General features: G+C 60.8%; 18 protein-coding genes and 1 pseudogene. 10 read left to right on the plus strand and 9 right to left on the minus strand.

What is annotated here, in order from left to right:
• Nucleotides 1-23: 23 nt before the first annotated feature.
• Nucleotides 24-167 carry a hypothetical protein gene (locus AB3N21_RS17625; RefSeq protein WP_171180260.1) on the plus strand — a complete coding sequence of 48 codons (144 nt, stop codon included), beginning with the start codon at nucleotides 24-26 and terminating at the stop codon, nucleotides 165-167.
• Between the two features lie 69 nt (nucleotides 168-236).
• The gene (gene gap / locus AB3N21_RS17630) at nucleotides 237-1,235 is read left to right on the plus strand and encodes a type I glyceraldehyde-3-phosphate dehydrogenase (protein WP_171180261.1); all 999 of its coding nucleotides are present in this window, start codon (nucleotides 237-239) and stop codon (nucleotides 1,233-1,235) included.
• A 13-nt stretch (nucleotides 1,236-1,248) separates the two neighbouring features.
• On the opposite strand, the gene coaD is transcribed toward gap, so the two are convergent.
• The 3 genes from coaD to AB3N21_RS17645 all read right to left on the minus strand — a co-directional run bounded on the left by coaD (nucleotide 1,249) and on the right by AB3N21_RS17645 (nucleotide 3,255).
• Nucleotides 1,249-1,740: a pantetheine-phosphate adenylyltransferase gene (gene coaD / locus AB3N21_RS17635; RefSeq protein ID WP_171180263.1), complete on the minus strand. Its 492-nt coding sequence runs from the start codon at nucleotides 1,738-1,740 to the stop codon at nucleotides 1,249-1,251.
• A gap of 114 nt (nucleotides 1,741-1,854) precedes the next feature.
• Nucleotides 1,855-2,292 carry a CBS domain-containing protein gene (locus AB3N21_RS17640; RefSeq protein WP_171180265.1) on the minus strand — a complete coding sequence of 146 codons (438 nt, stop codon included), beginning with the start codon at nucleotides 2,290-2,292 and terminating at the stop codon, nucleotides 1,855-1,857.
• A gap of 60 nt (nucleotides 2,293-2,352) precedes the next feature.
• A complete protein-coding gene (locus AB3N21_RS17645; RefSeq protein WP_367936446.1) occupies nucleotides 2,353-3,255 on the minus strand; it encodes a LysR family transcriptional regulator in 903 nt (300 codons plus the stop codon).
• A 103-nt stretch (nucleotides 3,256-3,358) separates the two neighbouring features.
• Between AB3N21_RS17645 and AB3N21_RS17650 the strand changes: the two genes are divergently transcribed.
• Entirely contained in the window at nucleotides 3,359-4,858 is a 1,500-nt protein-coding gene (locus AB3N21_RS17650; protein ID WP_367936447.1) for a CoA-acylating methylmalonate-semialdehyde dehydrogenase, read from the plus strand.
• A 207-nt stretch (nucleotides 4,859-5,065) separates the two neighbouring features.
• Nucleotides 5,066-5,647 (plus strand): L,D-transpeptidase, encoded by a 582-nt coding sequence (locus AB3N21_RS17655; protein WP_367936448.1) that lies wholly within the window; start codon nucleotides 5,066-5,068, stop codon nucleotides 5,645-5,647.
• A gap of 72 nt (nucleotides 5,648-5,719) precedes the next feature.
• Here the strand turns inward: AB3N21_RS17655 and AB3N21_RS17660 are convergent, their stop codons facing one another.
• The 3 genes from AB3N21_RS17660 to AB3N21_RS17670 all read right to left on the minus strand — a co-directional run bounded on the left by AB3N21_RS17660 (nucleotide 5,720) and on the right by AB3N21_RS17670 (nucleotide 8,488).
• Complete coding sequence (locus tag AB3N21_RS17660) at nucleotides 5,720-6,211, minus strand: fasciclin domain-containing protein (RefSeq protein ID WP_367936462.1); 492 nt, start codon at nucleotides 6,209-6,211, stop codon at nucleotides 5,720-5,722.
• Between the two features lie 203 nt (nucleotides 6,212-6,414).
• Nucleotides 6,415-7,449 carry a fatty acid desaturase gene (locus tag AB3N21_RS17665; protein WP_367936449.1) on the minus strand — a complete coding sequence of 345 codons (1,035 nt, stop codon included), beginning with the start codon at nucleotides 7,447-7,449 and terminating at the stop codon, nucleotides 6,415-6,417.
• Nucleotides 7,450-7,642: 193 nt separating this feature from the next.
• Nucleotides 7,643-8,488 (minus strand): class I SAM-dependent methyltransferase, encoded by an 846-nt coding sequence (locus AB3N21_RS17670; RefSeq protein ID WP_367936450.1) that lies wholly within the window; start codon nucleotides 8,486-8,488, stop codon nucleotides 7,643-7,645.
• 141 nt (nucleotides 8,489-8,629) lie between these two features.
• Between AB3N21_RS17670 and AB3N21_RS17675 the strand changes: the two genes are divergently transcribed.
• The 4 genes from AB3N21_RS17675 to mmsB all read left to right on the plus strand — a co-directional run bounded on the left by AB3N21_RS17675 (nucleotide 8,630) and on the right by mmsB (nucleotide 13,017).
• On the plus strand, nucleotides 8,630-9,745 hold the full coding sequence (locus AB3N21_RS17675) for a carboxylate-amine ligase (RefSeq protein WP_367936451.1): 1,116 nt from the start codon (nucleotides 8,630-8,632) through the stop codon (nucleotides 9,743-9,745).
• A 205-nt stretch (nucleotides 9,746-9,950) separates the two neighbouring features.
• A complete protein-coding gene (locus tag AB3N21_RS17680; protein WP_367936452.1) occupies nucleotides 9,951-11,093 on the plus strand; it encodes an acyl-CoA dehydrogenase family protein in 1,143 nt (380 codons plus the stop codon).
• Nucleotides 11,094-11,100: 7 nt separating this feature from the next.
• The gene (locus AB3N21_RS17685; RefSeq protein WP_367936453.1) at nucleotides 11,101-12,141 is read left to right on the plus strand and encodes an enoyl-CoA hydratase/isomerase family protein; all 1,041 of its coding nucleotides are present in this window, start codon (nucleotides 11,101-11,103) and stop codon (nucleotides 12,139-12,141) included.
• 3 nt (nucleotides 12,142-12,144) lie between these two features.
• Complete coding sequence (gene mmsB, locus AB3N21_RS17690; protein ID WP_367936454.1) at nucleotides 12,145-13,017, plus strand: 3-hydroxyisobutyrate dehydrogenase; 873 nt, start codon at nucleotides 12,145-12,147, stop codon at nucleotides 13,015-13,017.
• A 1-nt stretch (nucleotide 13,018) separates the two neighbouring features.
• Here the strand turns inward: mmsB and AB3N21_RS17695 are convergent, their stop codons facing one another.
• The gene (locus AB3N21_RS17695) at nucleotides 13,019-13,885 is read right to left on the minus strand and encodes a spermidine synthase (protein ID WP_367936455.1); all 867 of its coding nucleotides are present in this window, start codon (nucleotides 13,883-13,885) and stop codon (nucleotides 13,019-13,021) included.
• A 91-nt stretch (nucleotides 13,886-13,976) separates the two neighbouring features.
• Entirely contained in the window at nucleotides 13,977-16,835 is a 2,859-nt protein-coding gene (gene uvrA, locus AB3N21_RS17700) for an excinuclease ABC subunit UvrA (protein WP_367936456.1), read from the minus strand.
• 177 nt (nucleotides 16,836-17,012) lie between these two features.
• Between uvrA and AB3N21_RS17705 the strand changes: the two genes are divergently transcribed.
• On the plus strand, nucleotides 17,013-17,951 hold the full coding sequence (locus AB3N21_RS17705) for a hypothetical protein (RefSeq protein WP_367936457.1): 939 nt from the start codon (nucleotides 17,013-17,015) through the stop codon (nucleotides 17,949-17,951).
• Nucleotides 17,952-18,019: 68 nt separating this feature from the next.
• Nucleotides 18,020-18,985, plus strand: a complete 966-nt coding sequence (gene speB / locus AB3N21_RS17710; RefSeq protein WP_367936458.1) for an agmatinase — start codon at nucleotides 18,020-18,022, stop codon at nucleotides 18,983-18,985.
• A gap of 62 nt (nucleotides 18,986-19,047) precedes the next feature.
• Here the strand turns inward: speB and AB3N21_RS17715 are convergent.
• Nucleotides 19,048-19,282, minus strand: a pseudogene (locus AB3N21_RS17715) (dihydrolipoyl dehydrogenase); the annotation flags it as partial.

A 19,282-nucleotide genomic window follows, 5' to 3' on the forward strand; every position in this document is an offset into this window, starting at 1 on the left:
TTGTGCTTTTTCCGGGGACATGAATGACCAACCAGATCGCCATTTGGCTCGGGATACTGATCCTCGGCACACTGATGTTGGACTATGCACTTTACGGCACCGAGCATCTGCTGTTTCTGGGTAAGAAGTTCTTCGCATTCTTAAACTGGCTCGCCTTCTGGCGCTGAAGGCGCTGCCCCCTTGACTTTTGCTGCGATCTGGAGATGTTAGCGCTAACCCGTTCAGGAGAGCCGAACATGACACTCAAACTCGCTATCAATGGATTTGGCCGCATCGGTCGTGGCGCCCTGCGCGCCGTAATGGAGACCGGGCGCAAGGATGTTGAAATCGTTGCGATCAACGATCTGTCCAACCCCGAAATGAATGCTCATTTGTTCGAGTTCGACAGTGTGCACGGGCGCTACCCGAACCCCGTCAAACTCACGGACTCGCAACTGGACGTTGGCGCAGGCCCGATCCGGCTGACCAGCGAGCGGGATCCCGAGGCGCTGGACTGGTCCGACGTGGATGTGGTTCTGGAATGCACCGGTGTCTTCCGCACGCGTGAAGCCGCCTCGCGCCACTTCGAGAACGGGTCCGGCAAGGTCCTGATTTCTGCCCCTGCCCGGGGCGATGCGGCGGTCAAGACAGTGGTCTACGGCGTGAACGAGCATGAACTGACCGCCGACGACAAGGTTGTCTCGAACGCGTCCTGCACCACGAACTGCCTGTCTCCGGTTGCCGCAGCCCTGGATGCGGGTCTCGGCATCAAGCATGGCAACATGACCACGGTTCATGCCTATACCGCCAGCCAGCCGGTTCACGACACCGCAGGCAAAGACCCCTACCTGTCGCGTGCGGCTGCGCTGTCGATGATCCCCACCACAACCGGCGCCGCGTCAGCCGTCGGTCTGGTTTTGCCCCAGCTTCAAGGCAAGCTGACCGGTCAGGCCATCCGCGTTCCCACCCCCAATGTCTCAGTTGTCGATCTGGTGGTCGAAGTTTCCCGCTCTACCACCGAGGATGAGGTGAACGCTCTGTTTGTCGAAGCTGCAAAAAAAATCCCCGGCGTTCTGGCCGCGGAAAGCCGTCCGCTGATCTCGACCGACTTCAACCACGATGCGCACAGCTCGACCGTGTCATTGCCCGAAACCAAGGTCACGGACGGCACACTGGTGCGCGTACTGGCCTGGTATGACAACGAATGGGGTTTTTCCAACCGGATGTTGGACACCGCTACGGCGATGGGCGCTTAACCCAGAAGCTCTCTTAACCTAGCTGCTCTTTCAGCGCTGCATTGACGCGGGGCGTGACGAATTTCGACACGTCCCCGCCAAGGCGCGCGATTTCCTTGACCAGTTTCGAGGCGATGGCCTGGTGCCGCGCCTCAGCCATCAGAAAGACGGTCTCGACCGAGTCGTCCAACGCGCGGTTCATGCCGACCATCTGAAATTCGTATTCGAAATCCGCCACCGCGCGCAGGCCGCGCACGATGATCTGGGCGCCCACGTCATGCGCGCAGTCGATCAGCAGGTTTTCGAAAGGGTGCGCGACGATTTCGGTTCCGGTCTGCGCGGTAAGCTCCGCGCATTCGGCTTCGAGCATTTCCACGCGCTCTTCCAGATTGAAAAGCGGGCCCTTGTCGCGGTTGATCGCGACGCCAATCACCAGCTTATCCACCAGCGCCGTGGCGCGGCGGATGATGTCGATATGACCTATGGTGATCGGATCGAAGGTTCCGGGATACAATCCAACCCGCATGACGCCCTCCAGCGCAATAAAATTTCTGCGCAAGCAAACATATCTTTGCCGCAGGTGCAAGAGGAAGTGCCAAACAGTGGCGTCCTTGCAGGCAACAGCGCCGTTACGGCAGGCTTAGTGCCCCATGATCATGCCTTCGAGGGCATCCTTCTCCATCTCAAGCTCGGTCAGCTGCGCCTTGACCACATCGCCTAGCGTCACGATGCCGACGAGCTTGCCTTCTTCGACGACCGGCATGTGGCGGAACCGCCCTTCGGTCATCGTCGTTAGGATGTCCTGGACGGTATTCTGCCGCGTGCAGGTGACCACATTTCGGGTCATGTAGTTGCCGACCGGTTCGGTCAAACAGCCGCTGCCATTGGCCGCCAATTCCCGCACGATGTCACGTTCCGACAAAATGCCGCTGGCTGTCTGTCCGTCATCGTCCGATACCACCACGGTCCCAATCCGCTTTTCCGCGAGCACCTTGGACACTTCGGTCACCGTGGCCGAGGACGTCACAGTGAAGACACCCGGCGTCGCCTTGGATTTCAGAATGGCCTGAACCAGCATACGCTTCACCTCCGAAATAAACTTTCATTTTACAAAGCGTTGCCTCATTGGCGGGCCCTGTCAAGATGCTCCGTCGGCCTCCAGCCGGGCCACTTCGTCGCGAATGCCGCGGGTCAGCGCCTCGGCAAACCGGTTCAGGCGCTCGTTGCGGTGATCGCCCTGATGGCGGACCAGATAGAAGCTGCGGGTGAGGCTGATCTGATCGGTCAGGATTTTCCGCAGTTCCGGGTGAAACGGCAGGGTGAAGTCATGCGCTACGCCCACGCCCGAGCCTTGCGAAACCTGGCGCAACTGAACGGATACCGAATTTGAGGCCAGCGCGACCCGCCCTACCCCTATGTCATTGAGGTAATCCAGTTCCCGATCAAAGATCATATCCGGGATATACCCGATCATCCTGTGCGCGCTGAGATCGGCAATCGTATGAATAGGCGGGTGTTTTTGCAGATAGTCCCGGGTGGCAACCATGTGCAGCCGGTAATCGCTGATCTTCTGAACCAGCAACTGCCCGGCCGTGGGCGCACTGACGGTGACGGCCATGTCCGCCTCGCGCCGCGACAGGTTGATGATGCGCGGCAACGCCAGGATCTGAATATCGAGGTCGGGATTCGCATCGCAGATTTTCGCGCATACCTGTGGCAGCAGATAGTTCGCGCTGCCATCCGGGGCGCCAATCCGGATCTGCCCGCTCAGCGATTCCGTCGGCCCGGCCATCGCGCCTGCGGCTGCGCGCATCGCCTCTTCCGCCTGCAATCCATGAGCCATTAACCGCTCACCCGCCGGGGTCAGAACATAACCCTGCGGTGATTTGGTGAACAGCGGCGCCTCCAGCGCAAGCTCCAGCCGCGCAACACGCCGCCCCACGGTGGCCGGATCGAACTTGAGCAACCGGCCCGCAGCCGAAAGGCTCTGTTCGCGTGCCACCGCAAGGAAAACTCTCAGATCGTCCCAGTTCGGCTCCATCGGCTATACCTGCATTTTTGCAAAGCTACTTTGAGACATTGCCTCTGTTCATTGGATTTTTGCAAGCCTATGGTTCGCACAACTTGAACCGGAGGAGTCTGAGATGCAGGAACTGACCCACTTCATCAACGGCGAACAGGTTACCGGCGCGTCCGGCCGTTTTGCCGATGTCTTCAACCCCGCCACTGGCGAAGTGCAGTCGAAATGCCCGATGGCCAGCGTGGCGGAAACCACCGCCGCCATCGAAAAGGCCGCCTCCGCGCAGCCCGAATGGGGTGCGACGAACCCGCAGCGCCGCGCCCGGGTGATGATGGCCATGGTCGGCCTGATGAACCGCGACATGGACAAGCTGGCCGAGGCGCTGAGCCGCGAGCACGGCAAGACCCTGCCCGACGCCAAGGGCGACCTGCAGCGCGGTCTTGAGGTGATCGAATACTGCATCGGCGCGCCGCAGATGCTGAAGGGCGAATTCACCGACAGCGCCGGCCCCGGCATCGACATGTACTCGATGCGTCAGCCGCTGGGCGTGGTGGCGTCGATCATGCCATTCAACTTCCCTGCCATGATGCCGCTCTGGCACGTTGGCCCCGCGCTGGCCTGCGGCAATGCCGTGGTGCTGAAACCGTCGGAGCGTGACCCCTCGGTACCGCTGATGCTGGCCGAGTTGTTCGTCGAGGCCGGGCTGCCCAAGGGCGTGTTCCAGGTCGTCAACGGCGACAAGGAAGCGGTCGATACGCTGCTCGACAGCGACATCATTCAGGGCGTGTCCTTTGTGGGTTCAACCCCGATCGCGCAGTACATCTATTCCCGCGCCACCGCCAACGGCAAGCGCGCCCAGTGCTTCGGCGGCGCCAAGAACCACATGATCGTCATGCCGGATGCCGACATGGACCAGGCCGCCGACGCGCTGGTCGGCGCGGGCTTCGGCGCGGCGGGCGAGCGCTGCATGGCCGTTTCGGTTGCCGTGCCGGTAGGCGAGGAAACCGCCGACGCGCTGATCGAGAAACTGGTGCCCCGCATCGAAAAGCTGAAAGTCGGCCCCTACACCGCAGGCGACGATGTCGATATGGGCCCGGTTGTGACCCGCGAAGCGAAAGAGCGGATCATGGGCCTGATCCAGTCCGGCGTCGATCAGGGCGCGGAACTGGTGGTCGACAACCGCGACTTCAGCTTGCAGGGCTACGAGGACGGCTTCTTTGTCGGCCCACACCTCTTTGACCGCGTGACCCCGGATATGGACATCTACAAGACCGAGATCTTCGGCCCAGTCCTGTCCACCGTGCGCGCCGGCTCCTACGAAGAGGCCATTGGCCTGGCGATGGACCACGAATATGGCAACGGCACCGCGATCTACACCCGCGACGGCGACACCGCCCGCGATTTCGCCAGCCGCATCAATATCGGCATGGTGGGCATCAACGTTCCGATCCCGGTGCCGCTGGCCTATCACACCTTCGGCGGCTGGAAGAAGTCCATGTTCGGCGATCTGAACCAGCACGGGCCGGACTCGTTCAAGTTCTACACCCGCACCAAGACCGTCACCGCACGCTGGCCCTCGGGCATCAAGGAAGGTGGCGAGTTCAACTTCAAGGCGATGGACTGACCGTTCCCGTCACGCGTTGACCCAAGCCCCGGCTTCAAGGCCGGGGCTTTTTTTGGCAAGCGAGGTTTTGCCGATCCGGTGGCGACAACCTCGACTCACAAAAAAGTCAATCCCACCGATCTGGAAAAATGCTGGATTTGATCATAGTTTCGCCTGCAAATTCAGGAATTGAGCAGATTTCCGGAGGCTCCGTTGATCCAATCCCACATGACCCGCCGCAGCGCTTTGCTGGGTGTTGCTACCACGTTGGCCACCCCTGCCCTCGTCCGCGCGCAGGACGCGTTTCCGTCGGATGAGCCGCCGATCGATACCAAGGTGCCGGTGCGCCGCAATGTCTCGTCCTTCTCGCAGCAGCGCTGGCAGGACCATTTCGATGAGCTGGGCGTCGGCTGCCTGTTGGCCGACATCACCAGCCGGGCGGTGCACTACTGGAGCGGGGATGACCTGACCTATCGCCTCTACCCCTCCTCGGTGCCAATGAGCGAGGAACTGACCAAACGCGGCTATACCGAGGTTGTGCGCAAGCGTGAGAACCCGAGCTGGACGCCCACCGCGTCGATGCGCGAGCGTGACCCGTCTCTGCCGCAGCGAGTCGAGGGCGGCGCGGTGGACAACCCGCTGGGTACCCGCGCGATGTATCTGAGTTGGCCTGCCTATCTGGTCCACGGCACCCATGACACCCGCAAGATCGGACGGCAAAGCTCGTCGGGCTGCATCGGCCTTTATAACCAGCATGTCGAAGACCTCTATGAGCTGGTGCAGGTCGGCACCCAGGTCCGCCTGCTTTGACCCCGTAAAGCACCTCCAACAAAAAACCCCGGCCCGCATGGACCGGAGTTTCTCTTTGCTCTTGGCTCGGTGTCACTCAGGCAGCAACACCTTGTCGATCACGTGGATCACGCCATTGGTGGCCTCGATATCGGCCTGTGTAACCTCGGCCCCCTGCACCTTGACCCCGTTGCGCGCGTTCACGCTCAGCCGGTCGCCCTGCACGGTTAGCACCTTGGCCCGCTTGCCCGCGATGTCGCCGGACATCACCTTGGCAGGCACCACATGGTAGGTCAGGATCGACACCAACTGATCCTTGTTCTCGGGCATGAGCAGCGTTTCAACCGTGCCCTCGGGCAAGGCCGCAAAGGCCTCATCCGTCGGCGCAAAAACGGTGAACGGACCCTTGCCCTTCAACGTTCCGGCCAGACCGGCGGCTTGGACTGCCGCGACAAGAGTGTTGAAGGATCCGGCCGAGACCGCGGTATCGACAATGTCTTTCTGGCCTCCGGCCAGCAACGGCATCGCCGCCGTTGTTGCAACCGCCGCGGCCCCCAGTACTCCAAGGAATTTGCGCCGAAACATCATGGTGATCTCCTCTCCTGCTTATGATGGAGAGATACGGCAGCCTGGGGAATGCGGATCACTCAGGGATAAAAATAAATTAAATTCAATGACTTACACAACTGCTCGCACACCTTCGAAAACCAACCGGAGCATGAGTCGTGGACTACCAGACCTGACATCAGTTCAGTCAGCGCACACCGCCCGTTTCATGCGAAAACCGACTATTCGGGCAGTTTCCGCGCCTGAGAGAACGACAGCAGCTTCTTGCTTTTCTCATCCCACAGGTGCAGCCGAGCGCAGGCCAGACTTTCTCTTATAGTCATACGGTTAATCCGTGAAAGCTCGGCATGATCACGCAACACTTCGGTCAGCCGATAAAACGGGATGCGGCTGTAAAGATGATGCACGTGGTGAATGCCGATATTGGCGCTGAACCATTGCAGGACGGGCGGCAGGATGTAGTGCGAACTGCCATGCAGGGCCGCATCGTGCAATTGCCAATCCTCCTCGGTGTCCCACCGGGTGTTTTCGAACTGATGCTGCACGTAGAACAACCACACCCCAGCAGTCGCAGCGATCAGCGTGGATGGGAGGAAAATCACCAGGATCGGCATCAAACCTCCAAAATACCAGATCCCGCCCAAAGCGAGGACAATCGCGAAATTGGTGGCCATCGCGCTGACCCAATACTGAGCGCCATTCATCAACCCGAGCGGAAGACGGTTTTGCAGCAGAAAAAGATAGCTGGGCCCGAGGCCGAACAGGGTCGCCGGGTGGCGGTACAGCCGGTACATCAGCCGGTTGAACGGTGAAAGCTCCCGATATTCGGAGACTGTAAGCGTGTGAATATCACCTATGCCGCGCCGACCGAGATTACCTGATGCACTGTGATGCATCGAATGGGTGCGGCGCCAGACGTCGTAGGGTGTCAGTGTGAAAACTCCAATCACCCGACCGACCCAATCGGCAACGCCGCGCTGCTTGAAGAACGAACCATGACCGCAGTCGTGCTGAATGGCAAACAGGCGTAGCAAAAAGGCCGCATTCAATACCGAGATCGCAAGGGCGAGCCAGGGGCTGAGAGACAACGATATCCAAGCCAGCACCCAAAGCGACAAAAAGGGAACCGCGCTGACGCTCAGTTCAAATGCGCTGCGCCACTCATCGGGTTCGCGATAATCCGCAAGCGTTTTGACCCAGTCCCGTGCAGAGGTTGCATCGTGACGAATATGCGGAGAAGTCAAAGATTGAGTCATGCGCCTGCTTTTTTCGTTAACCCGAGAACCGATAGACCACCAACCCAGCATAGCAAGCTTAATCTGCGGTTGGTTCACGATTGCGGTAGAAAAGTGGTTTTATCAGGTTGAACCGGTTGGTCCGACAGATTACCCCGCCCGTGCGCTTCGCCGGTCCGGAAGCCACTCGCAAATGCAGGGCGTCCTTCTGCTCTTACTGCTTTCGCACCCAGAGGCTTTGCGCCCTGCCTTCGGATAGAAACGGAAGCGCTTTCACTGCGTCCGGGCGGGCCTGTTGCAGGTAGTAACCGGGCCAAAGCATCTCATACTCGCCTCCGTGCAGCAGCGCATGCAGCACGTATTGCTCACCCCAGCCCGGGCAATCGTAGAAGAACCGCTTGGGGTACTCATAAGGCAGGAACACGTCATGCACATGGATGACAACACCGGGCTTCAGCGCCGGGATGATCCGGCAGAACAGATGCGCCACATCATTGCTCATCCGCACCACATGGCTGGAGTCGATGAACAGCACATCCCCGGCCTCGAGCCCCGCAAACAGCCCGGGATCGACCTCTTCCAGCCGCTTCTGCTCGAAATGATCCACCACATGGGCGATGTCGGCGCGCGGATAGGGGTCGATGGCGGTGATCTTCGTCTCCAGCCCGCCATCAATGATCGCCTGCCGCGTGACGCGAGTCGAGTTGCCACAGCCCACCTCGATTACCTGTTTCGGCTGATAGCGTCGGATCATCAGATAGAGCGCATCGGCATCCGGGCTGTCATAGTAGCCGTTGCCCAAGCGGTATCCGGTCTGATTACGCGCAGGATCTTTCAACGCCACCAGCGCATCCGCATGGGCTTGGTAATCTGCGGCCAATTGCGAGATATCGAACCCTTCCATACCCGGCGACAGCGCGTAGGCCGGGCGCTCCAGGCCTCCTTCCCGCTCGAACGCCTCCAGCCGCGCCCGCTCGTCGCGTTCGGGCATGCGGTCGATCAGCTTGACCCCGAACCGGTCGAGCAATGCGTTGATGCGGGGGAATTTTCTCGGCTTCACGGGGCGGCTCCCTCGGGGCTGGTGTTCTGATGCCTCCTTTGCCTTACCGATGCAACAATCGCAAGGCCGGGTTCCCTGCAACCCTTGGCAAGCCGGGCCAATCCGTATTCACTGAATGGAATTTCGAACGGGAGGGTCACGATGCAGCAGGACTTCACGCTGGGGATTGAAGAGGAATATCTACTGGTCGACCGCGACTCGCTGCAACTGGCCGAGGCGCCGGACGCGCTGATGGAGGCCTGCCAGAACGATTTCGAGGGTCAGGTCAGCCCCGAGTTCCTGCAATGCCAGATCGAGGTGGGCACCCGCCCCCACACCACCGTCGCCGGAACGCGCGAAGACCTCAGGCGCCTGCGGTCCTGCGTGTCCAAGCGCGCCGCTGAGTATAATCTGGCCCCCATCGCCGTCTCCTGCCACCCATTCGCCAACTGGAAGGACCAGCACCACACCCGCAAGGAACGCTACGACGCGCTGCAGCACGCCTTGGGCGGCGTGGCCCGGCGGATGCTGATCTGCGGGATGCATGTGCATGTCGGGGTCGCCGATCAGGCCTTGCGCGCCGATCTGATGCCGCAGCTCAGTTATTTCCTGCCACATCTTCTGGCGCTGTCGACCTCATCGCCCTATTGGAGCGGTGAGGACACCGGCTTGTCCTCCTACCGGCTAACCGTTTTCGACAACCTGCCCCGCACCGGCCTGCCGCCGATCTTCGGGAGTTGGGCGGAATACGAGCGCACCACCGGCATTCTGATTGATCTGGGCGTGATCGAGGACACCACCAAGATCTGGTGGGACCTGCGCCCCTCGCACCGCTTTCCCACGCTCGAGACGCGGATCATGGATGTACAGCCTCGGCTGGATCACACCCTGTCGCTTGCCGCGCTCAACCAAGCGCTGGTGCGGATGCTCTGCCGTCTGAAAGAACGCAACCTGCGCTGGCGGCAGTACGACCGGTTCCTGATCGGCGAGAACCGCTGGCGCGCGCAACGTTACGGCGTGGGCGAAGGGCTGATCGATTTCGGCGACCGCTCGATCAAACCGATGACCGAGTTGATGGACGAGTTGATGGGGATGCTGGCCGAAGATGCCGAGGCGCTCGGCACCCTCACTGACCTCGCCCGTCTGCGCCGCATTGCCGAGACCGGCACCTCGGCCACCCGACAGCGCCGCGTCCATGCCGAGGCGCTGGCCCGCGGCGACGACCCGGGCCGCGCCGTGGTGCAGCACCTTATCGAGGAATTCCACGCCGATCTCTGAGTGTGGACATGGGCGCTGCCCTCTTGACCCGCGGCCAATTCACCCCGGGATGTGTATGGCAAGAGGAAGAGTTGAGCCGCCTCCTGTCTGCGGATGGAAGATCACCAAGGCTCGGCGGATTTGCCATTTCGCCGGTTGCAAAACTTCTGTAAGAATTCGGAAATAAACAGTCGTTCAATTCGCAATGCCGGGAGGGAGACAGGCCATGGATTTCGCGCTGACCGAGGAACAAACGGCCATTTTCGACATGGCACATGCGTTCGGGCAGGAAAACATCGCCCCCTTTGCTCGTCAGTGGGAGGCCGAAGGCACAATCCCTAAAGAGCTTTGGCCGCAGGTGGGCGAGCTGGGCTTCGGCGGGCTCTACGTCTCGGAAGAGGCTGGCGGCTCGGGCCTGAGCCGACTGGATGCGACACTGGTGTTCGAGGCATTGTCGATGGCCTGCCCCTCGGTCGCGGCCTTCCTGTCGATCCACAACATGTGCGCCAAGATGCTCGACACCTTCGGCAGCGACGAGTTGAAGGCGCGGGTGATGCCAGATGTGCTGAGCCTGAATACCGTACTAAGCTACTGCCTGACCGAACCCGGCTCAGGCTCGGACGCCGCCGCGCTGAAAACCCGGGCCGAGCGCACCAATGAGGGCTATACGCTGAACGGCACCAAGGCCTTCATCTCGGGCGGCGGTTATTCCGATGCCTATGTCTGCATGGTGCGCACTGGCGAGGACGGGCCCAAGGGGATTTCCACCGTTTATGTCGAGGACGGCACCCCCGGCCTCAGCTTCGGCGCGCTGGAACAGAAGATGGGCTGGAAAAGCCAGCCGACCGCACAAGTGCAGTTCGACGATTGCAAGATCCCGGCGAACAATCTGGTGGGAACCGAGGGCGACGGGTTCAAATACGCCATGGCGGGGCTGGATGGCGGGCGGCTGAACATCTCGTCCTGCTCGCTGGGCGCGGCGCAGACCGCGCTGAACCTGACCCTGCAATACATGTCCGAGCGCAAGGCCTTCGGCAAATCCATCGACCAGTTCCAGGCGCTGCAATTCCGGCTGGCGGATATGGAGATCGAGATGCAGGCTGCCCGCACCTTTCTGCGGCAGGCAGCGTGGAAACTCGATCAGGGCTCGCCGGACGCCACCAAATTCTGCGCAATGGCCAAGAAATTCGTCACCGAGACCGGCTCGAAAGTGGTCGATCAATGCCTGCAATTGCATGGCGGTTATGGTTACCTTGCCGATTACGGGATCGAGAAACTGGTCCGTGACCTACGGGTGCATCAGATCCTGGAAGGTACCAATGAAATCATGCGGGTGATCGTATCGCGCCACATGCTGGCCAATCGCTGAGGGACCCATGCCTGACATCGACATCCGCGTCACTGGCCGCGCGGGCCGGATTACCCTGAACCGGCCCCATGCGTTGAACGCGATGAGCTATGAGATGTGCTTCGCCATCGACACCGCCCTGCGCAATTGGCGCGAGGATGATGCGGTCGACCTGATCATCATGGATGCCACGGGGGACAAGGCGTTCTGCTCGGGTGGCGATATCGCCGAGCTATATGAGACCGGGACCCGCGGCGATTACGAATATGGCCGCAAGTTCTGGCGCGACGAATATCGTATGAACGCGATGATCTTCGAATACCCCAAGCCGGTGGTCAGCTTCATGCAGGGCTTCACCATGGGCGGCGGTGTCGGCATCGGCTGTCACGGCAGCCACCGGATAGTCGGCGAAAGCTCTCGCATCGCCATGCCCGAGGTGGGTATCGGTCTGGTCCCGGATGTGGGTGGCACGCTGATGCTGGCCCTGGCTCCGGGCCGTGTGGGTGAATATCTGGGCCTGACCGGGGGCCGCATGGGGCCGGATGACGCGATCTTTGCAGGCTTTGCCGATCACTACATCCCGCAGGAGGGGTGGTCCGATCTCATCGAAATGCTCGAAGCCTCGGGCGATGCGACGCATGTCGAAAGCCATGCCGTGGCGGCACCCCAAGACCCCCTGCGCGGGCTGCAGCCTGAGATCGACCGCCATTTCGCCGGTGAGGCCTTGGGCGACATCCTGCTCTCGCTGCGTGGTGAGGACACCGAATTCACCCAAGGGGCACTCAAGGCGCTCGGGCGGAACTGCCCGATCTCCATGGCCTGCACCGCCGAGATGCTGCACCGCTTGCGCGGGCCCTCGCTGACCATCCGCAAGGCGCTTGAATTGGAATACCGCTTTACCCACCGCGCGATGGAGCATGGCGATTTTCTGGAAGGCATCCGGGCCCAGATCATTGACAAGGACCGCAATCCGCACTGGCAATATGCCGACATGAACGTACCCGCTGTGGCCGTTTCCAAAATGCTGCAACCGTTGGGCGCGGACGCGCTGACATTCGAGGAGGAGTGAGAGATGAAGATCGGGTTCATTGGCCTGGGCAACATGGGTGCCCCGATGGCTGCCAATCTGGCCAAGGCGGGGCATGAGGTCGTCGGCTTCGACATGACCGATGTGGCGGTCGAGGGCGTGTCCATGGCAGGCTCGGGCGCCGAGGCCGCGAGCGGTGCCAAGGTGGTCATCACCATGCTCCCCAACGGTCAGATCCTGCGCGCGGTGGCAAATGAGATGATCCCGGCGATGGCGCAGGGTTCCGCACTGGTCGATTGCTCGACCGTGGACGTGGACAGCGCCCGCGCGGTGGCCGAACAGGCCTCTGCCGCCGGTCTTCTGTCGGTCGACGCCCCAGTTTCTGGCGGCATCGGTGGCGCGGCGGCAGGCACGCTGACCTTCATGGCGGGCGGCACGGCTGAGGCCTTCGCCAAGGCCGAACCGCTCTTCGACATCATGGGCCAGAAGGCCGTGCATTGCGGCGAAGCGGGTGCCGGTCAGGCCGCCAAGATCTGCAACAACATGATCCTCGGGGTCACCATGATCGCCACGTGCGAGGCCTTTGCGCTGGCCGACAAGCTGGGGCTGGACCGGCAAAAGATGTTCGATGTGGTCAGCACGTCGTCAGGTTACAGCTGGACCATGAACGCCTATTGCCCCGCCCCCGGCGTCGGTCCGCAAAGCCCCGCCGACAACGGCTACCAACCGGGCTTTGCCGCCGAACTGATGCTCAAGGACCTGCGTCTGAGCCAGCAGGCCGCCGAAAGCGCCGACGCCGACACGCCAATGGGTCAGGCCGCCACCGCACTTTATGAGCAGTTCGTCGAAGGCGAAGGCGGTCAGGGCATGGATTTCAGCGCCATGTTGCCCCGGTTCGAAAAACGCGGGCGCGGCTGATCTAGCTTCGGCTCGCGGGCAAAATACGCAGCCGGTCCGCGTATCTCGGCAAATCGAACCCGAACGGCACCCGCGCCTGTAATGCGCGCGCGGTTGTCTGAACGTCCGAGTCCGCGCACGCCTCCTTGCGTCCGAACAGAACATGCGTGCCCTCGACCTCGACCATCCGGACATCTGCAAAAACCGCCTGAAACTCTTCCCGCTGCTCAAAAAGCCGGGGGTCGCTGTCCACGAAATTCATGCACACCACACCTCCGGCGCGGAGCTTTTTGGCGCACGTTTCAAAGAACGCAGGCGTGGTCAAAGAGTCCGGTACGCGCCCGTCCGAAGTGAAGCAGTCCAGATAGATATGGTCGAATTGCCCGTCCGCTTGCCCGGCCAGATGCGACCTGCCATCGGCGCAGGCAATCCAAAGGCGCGGGCCGTCTTTCAGACCGAAAAACCGGTACGATAGGTCCAGAACGTCCGGATCGATTTCCGAGCCGGTGATCATGACGTCATCGAACAGCGCATGAAGGACTGTCGGCACCCGCCCGCCCCCGCCGCCCATGACATACACTTGCTCAGGCTCCGGCACGAAGGCGAGGCACAACAGCATCGCCTGCGTATAGCCGCCGGTCAAAGTCAGAGGGTTCGTCAGATCAATGCGCGACATGACCCCGCTGAGCGCGCCATTGCTCAGGGGAACCCCGCTCGGGCAAAAGACCAGAAACATCTCATTGCCGTCCTTGGCGACGACCACCTGCCCGATCTGACCCTCACGATGCTCGACCACGCCGTCCGGCAAATCCCGCAAGTGCTTTAACCGCTCCTGAATGGAACCGGATAAGGATGCAGAGGTGAACCGGGTCGGGTCTGGATCGGCCATGTGATCTCCGTTCGTGTTGGGCTCACGGACATCGCCGGTCTGCCGGATTCCGCCAGTAGCAGGCGCATTTCTCGCAGTATGTTAAACCCGGCTACTCGGCGGCAACCGCCTGTGCGTCGAGCATCGGTTTCAGATACCGCCCAGTATGGCTGCGCTCGCAGTCTGCGACCTCTTCCGGCGTGCCCTTGGCCACGATCTGACCGCCGCCGTCGCCGCCCTCGGGGCCAATGTCGATGATATGGTCTGCTGTCTTCACCACGTCCAAGTTGTGCTCGATCACAACCACCGTATTGCCCTGTTCGACCAGTTCATGCAGCACTTCCAACAGCTTGCGGACATCTTCGAAATGCAGGCCCGTGGTCGGCTCATCAAGGATATAGAGCGTGCGCCCGGTCGAGCGTTTGCTGAGTTCCTTCGACAATTTCACCCGCTGCGCCTCACCGCCCGACAGCGTCGTCGCCTGCTGGCCGACCTTGATATAGCCCAGCCCCACCCGTGCTAAAGCATCCATCTTCTCACGGATCGAGGGCACCGCCTTGAAGAATTCCTGCGCGTCCTCGACGGTCATGTCCAGCACGTCGGCAATGGACTTGCCCTTGAACTTGATCTCCAGCGTCTCGCGATTGTAGCGCGCGCCCTTGCAGGTCTCGCAGGTCACGTAGACGTCGGGCAGAAAGTGCATCTCGATCTTGATGACGCCATCACCCTGACAGGCCTCGCACCTCCCACCCTTGACGTTGAAGCTGAAGCGGCCCGGCTTGTAGCCGCGCGCCTTGGCCTCGGGCAGGCCCGCGAACCAGTCGCGAATCGGGGTGAAGGCTCCGGTGTAAGTGGCTGGATTCGAACGCGGAGTTCGTCCGATCGGGCGCTGATCGATGTCGATCACCTTGTCGAGATATTCGAGCCCCTTGATGGTCTCACACGGCGCAGGCGTCTGCCGCGCGCCGTTGAGCCGCATTGAGGCGGTCTTGAACAGCGTCTCGATAGTCAGCGTCGATTTGCCCCCGCCCGACACCCCGGTCACACAGACGAACTTACCCAACGGGAAATCGGCGGTCACCTTCTTGAGGTTATTGCCCGTGGCCTTGACCACCGAAACCGTCTTGCCGTTGCCCTCGCGCCGCACCGCAGGCAGCGGGATCTCGCGGGTCCCGGCCAGATACTGCCCGGTGATCGAGGCCGCATCCGAGGCGATGTGGTCAGGCGTGCCGTGGCTAACCACCTGCCCGCCATGTACCCCGGCGCCAGGGCCGATATCGAACACGTAATCCGCCTCGCGGATCGCTTCCTCGTCATGTTCGACCACGATCACCGTGTTGCCCTGATCGCGCAGGTTCTTGAGCGTACCCAGCAGCCTGTCATTGTCGCGCTGATGCAATCCGATGGAGGGTTCGTCGAGCACGTAAAGCACCCCAGTCAAGCCCGAGCCGATCTGGCTGGCCAGACGGATGCGCTGGCTCTCGCCGCCTGACAGGGTTCCACTTGAACGTGACAGCGTAAGGTATTCCAATCCCACGTTATTCAGGAACCCCAGCCGCTCGCGAATTTCCTTGAGAATGGCGCGCGCGATCTCGTTCTTCTGTTCACTCAGATGGTCCGGCGCGGCCTCGATCCAGGCCAGCGCCTCGCGGATCGACATCTGCACCACGTTGCCCACATGCCGGCCCGCGATCTTCACCGCCAGCGCCTCTTCCCGCAGACGGTGACCGCGGCAGGTGCCGCAGGGGCGATTGTTCTGGTAACGCTCGAATTCCTCACGAATCCAGTTCGAGTCCGTCTCGCGGTAGCGGCGCTCCATGTTGGGGATCACGCCCTCGAAGGTGCGGGTGACCTGATAGACCCGCCCGCCCTCGTCATAGCGGAACGGGATTTCTTCGTCGCCCGAACCATAGAGGAACACTTGCTGCACGTGTTTCGGCAGGTCTTTCCACGGGGTGTTCTTGTCGAACTCGTAATGCCGCGCGATGGCCTCGATGGTCTGCAGGAAGTAAGGCGACTTGCCCTTGCGCCATGGCGCCAGCGCCCCGTCATAGACCTTGAGCGTCTGGTCCGGCACCACGAGGCGTTCGTCAAAGAACAGCTCAACCCCAAGACCATCACAATCCGGGCAGGCCCCGAAGGGTGCGTTGAACGAGAACAGGCGCGGTTCGATCTCGGGGATGGTGAAACCACTGACAGGGCAGGCAAAATTCTCGGAAAACGTGATCCGCTCCGGGTCGCCTTCACGCGGGGCGGTCTCCAGAATCGCGATGCCGTCGGCCAGATCGAGCGCCGTGCGTAGGCTGTCGGCCAGCCGGGTCTCCATCCCCTCGCGCACCACCAGACGGTCCACCACCACGTCGATATCGTGGCGGAATTTCTTGTCCAATGTCGGCGGTTCGTCCAGCTCATAGAAGGCACCATCGACCTTGACCCGCTGGAACCCCTGCTTACGCAATTCCAGGAACTCCTTGCGGTACTCACCCTTTCGGTCGCGCACGATGGGCGCCAGCAGATAGCCGCGCGTGCCCTCCTCCATCGCCATGATCCGGTCGACCATGTCCTGCACCTGCTGCGCCTCGATGGGCAGACCGGTGGCGGGGCTATAAGGCGTTCCGGCGCGCGCGAAGAGCAGACGTAGATAGTCGTAGATCTCGGTCACCGTACCGACGGTCGAGCGTGGGTTCTTCGAGGTCGTCTTCTGCTCGATGGAAATCGCCGGAGACAGACCGCTGATGTGATCCACATCCGGCTTTTCCATCATGTCGAGAAACTGGCGTGCGTAGGCAGACAGGCTTTCCACATAGCGCCTTTGCCCTTCGGCATAGATCGTATCGAAGGCCAGCGAGGACTTGCCCGAGCCCGACAGTCCGGTGATCACCACCAGCCGGTCGCGCGGGATATCCACATCGATCCCTTTGAGATTATGCTCGCGCGCACCGCGCACCTCGATATTCTTCAACTCAGCCATTCCGGCCCCCAACAGACAAGTGTCCTAGAAATAGGCGAGCGGCGCTGAGTCTCCAACTAAAAAATGTGAACAAATGGTGAACGGTTGGATTTTCGCAAATCGCATCCCTTTGTTTATCAACTGCTCACAGAGCGACGGCACCCAGCCAGGCAGCCGGGCCGCCCATATTGCCGTCCTATGGTTGAATTCGTTTCGCCGCCAGAGTTCAATGCCTTGTCCAAGTCCGCAAACTTTCAAGAGCACGATTACTTGCGTTACGTTCCGTTCAATCCCGATTTCGACCCTTACGCCCTCGATCCTTTTCAGGCAGTAAAGGCAAAACTCTTTGATGCAGGTTTTGCGCCGACCAACGAAAGCACAAGTAGGACCGAACAGACTGAAGCAGACGTTCTGGTCCTGAAGGATTTTAGTGAAGACGAGGCCAGCAAGGCCCTGCAAAAATTCGACCCGAAACATCTTTTGCTGATCGGGGGGCGTATTGCCGAGCTGTCGTTTCTGAAGCTGACGACCCAGCTCACGACACTCGTGCTGATGGACTTGCCCAAAATCGGTTCGCTTGCGCCCCTAGCAAAAATTGACACCTTGAAAGAGCTGGTGATCGAAGATTGCAGCCGTCTGACCGATCTTTGTGGGCTCGAACGGCTTTCCCGTTTGGAGCTGTTTCGGCTGAGTGGCAACGCATTCGGCGGCGGGCGAAAGACCTGCGATCTGTCGCCCCTTCGGAAACTTCAAAACCTGCGACATCTCTCTTTGACAGGCCTTAGAACACCGGACGAGTCTCTGGTGCTGTTTCACGATCTGCCACCGCTTGAGACGCTGCATCTGGACGGTAAGTGGCCCGCGCGGGAATTGGCCCGCGTCGCGGCGCTCCAGCCGCATCTGGTGCAAAAGACGACCTTTCTCAAGCCACTGGTTGCCAGCGCAATCGGCCGGGACATGTCTTACTTCGACGTCAACCCAGACGCATATCCGCAGGATTGCCTGTCCTTCATGGCGACCGGAAAACGCAAACCCTTTGACCTTCGCCACGGGCGAGACGAAAAGAAAATAAACAAGATCGTCAACGAGTGGAATGACTGGGTTGCACAGTTTTCACCGTCCGGCGATCAATCGTGACACTGAGAACGGATATTCGGCAAAGTAAACCGAAGACAGTCCGATCTGCAAAAAATGGAGAACAGAACATGGCAGGGCACGGGTATGAGGCGGGTCGGCTAAATTTACCATTTATCGGCATTTCGACCTTCGCCAAGAAGGACTATGTGGCGGATTGGGACCAGATCGATGCCGATGTCGCCATTCTGGGCGCGCCCTTCGACTTTGGCACCCAATGGCGGCCCGGCGCCCGGTTTGGTCCGCGCGCGGTGCGCGAGGCCTCGACCCTGTTCAGCTTTGGCCATGCCGGCGCCTATGACCACGAGGATGACGCCACTTATCTGGGCAGCGATGTGCGGATGGTCGACCTGGGTGATGCCGACATCATCCATACCAAGACGGATGAAAGCCACGCCAACATCGAATACGGCGTGAAAAAGATCCTCGACGCTGGCGCCTTGCCGGTGACCATCGGCGGCGATCATTCGATCAACATCCCCTGCATCAACGCTTTTGCCGAGGATTGCGTTGCCAAGGGGCCGATCCACGTAGTTCAGATCGACGCGCATCTGGATTTCGTGGACGAGCGCCATGGCGTCACCGCCGGGCATGGCAATCCGATGCGGCGTGCCATCGAAAAGGACTACGTCTCGGGGATGACACAGCTGGGCATCCGCAACGTATCGTCCACGGCCAAGGAAGGTTATGACGATGCCCGCGCGCGCGGTTCCGACATCCTGTCGGTCCGGCAGGTTCGCAAGCTGGGTACGCAAGGGGTGCTGGAGCGCATTCCCAAAGGCGCACGGTATTACGTGACTATCGACATCGACGCCTTCTGCCCGTCCATCGCACCGGGCACTGGTACCCCCAGTCATGGAGGGTTCCAGTATTACGATGTTCTGGAAATCCTGCAGGGACTAACCACGCATGGCGATGTGGTTGGCATTGATCTGGTCGAGGTGGCGCCGGCCTATGACCCGACGGAGAGCACGCAGATTTTGGCGGCGCAACTGCTGCTGAATTTCATCGGGTTTATATTTCACAACCGGACCTGACCAGGCGCGATTGCAGTACGGCCGGACCGCGCCAGACAGGGCGATCCGGCCGGGCACATGCGTCACATATGGATGACGCGTCCGTAGGCGTCGAGCACGCTTTCGTGCATCATTTCGCTGAGCGTGGGGTGCGGGAAGACGGTGTTCATCAGGTCTTCTTCGGTGGTCTCCAACTGGCGGCCCACCACGTAACCCTGAATCATCTCGGTCACTTCGGCGCCGATCATATGCGCGCCCAAAAGCTCGCCGGTCTTGGCGTCGAATACGGTCTTGACCAACCCCTCGGGTTCCCCAAGC

It is taken from the genome of Ruegeria sp. (assembly GCF_040830605.1).
GTDB lineage: Bacteria > Pseudomonadota > Alphaproteobacteria > Rhodobacterales > Rhodobacteraceae > Ruegeria.

Excerpts from the sequence above, each read along its gene's own strand:
- AB3N21_RS17645 (WP_367936446.1), bottom strand. The coding sequence starts at position 3,255 with ATGGAGCCGAACTGGGACGATCTGAGAGTTTTCCTTGCGGTGGCACGC.
- AB3N21_RS17665 (WP_367936449.1), bottom strand. The coding sequence starts at position 7,449 with ATGACTCAATCTTTGACTTCTCCGCATATTCGTCACGATGCAACCTCT.
- AB3N21_RS17655 (WP_367936448.1), top strand. The coding sequence starts at position 5,066 with ATGACCCGCCGCAGCGCTTTGCTGGGTGTTGCTACCACGTTGGCCACC.
- AB3N21_RS17640 (WP_171180265.1), bottom strand. The coding sequence starts at position 2,292 with ATGCTGGTTCAGGCCATTCTGAAATCCAAGGCGACGCCGGGTGTCTTC.
- coaD (WP_171180263.1), bottom strand. The coding sequence starts at position 1,740 with ATGCGGGTTGGATTGTATCCCGGAACCTTCGATCCGATCACCATAGGT.
- gap (WP_171180261.1), top strand. The coding sequence starts at position 237 with ATGACACTCAAACTCGCTATCAATGGATTTGGCCGCATCGGTCGTGGC.
- speB (WP_367936458.1), top strand. The coding sequence starts at position 18,020 with ATGGCAGGGCACGGGTATGAGGCGGGTCGGCTAAATTTACCATTTATC.
- AB3N21_RS17650 (WP_367936447.1), top strand. The coding sequence starts at position 3,359 with ATGCAGGAACTGACCCACTTCATCAACGGCGAACAGGTTACCGGCGCG.
- AB3N21_RS17685 (WP_367936453.1), top strand. The coding sequence starts at position 11,101 with ATGCCTGACATCGACATCCGCGTCACTGGCCGCGCGGGCCGGATTACC.
- AB3N21_RS17625 (WP_171180260.1), top strand. The coding sequence starts at position 24 with ATGACCAACCAGATCGCCATTTGGCTCGGGATACTGATCCTCGGCACA.
- mmsB (WP_367936454.1), top strand. The coding sequence starts at position 12,145 with ATGAAGATCGGGTTCATTGGCCTGGGCAACATGGGTGCCCCGATGGCT.
- AB3N21_RS17660 (WP_367936462.1), bottom strand. The coding sequence starts at position 6,211 with ATGTTTCGGCGCAAATTCCTTGGAGTACTGGGGGCCGCGGCGGTTGCA.
- uvrA (WP_367936456.1), bottom strand. The coding sequence starts at position 16,835 with ATGGCTGAGTTGAAGAATATCGAGGTGCGCGGTGCGCGCGAGCATAAT.
- AB3N21_RS17695 (WP_367936455.1), bottom strand. The coding sequence starts at position 13,885 with ATGGCCGATCCAGACCCGACCCGGTTCACCTCTGCATCCTTATCCGGT.
- AB3N21_RS17680 (WP_367936452.1), top strand. The coding sequence starts at position 9,951 with ATGGATTTCGCGCTGACCGAGGAACAAACGGCCATTTTCGACATGGCA.
- AB3N21_RS17675 (WP_367936451.1), top strand. The coding sequence starts at position 8,630 with ATGCAGCAGGACTTCACGCTGGGGATTGAAGAGGAATATCTACTGGTC.
- AB3N21_RS17705 (WP_367936457.1), top strand. The coding sequence starts at position 17,013 with ATGGTTGAATTCGTTTCGCCGCCAGAGTTCAATGCCTTGTCCAAGTCC.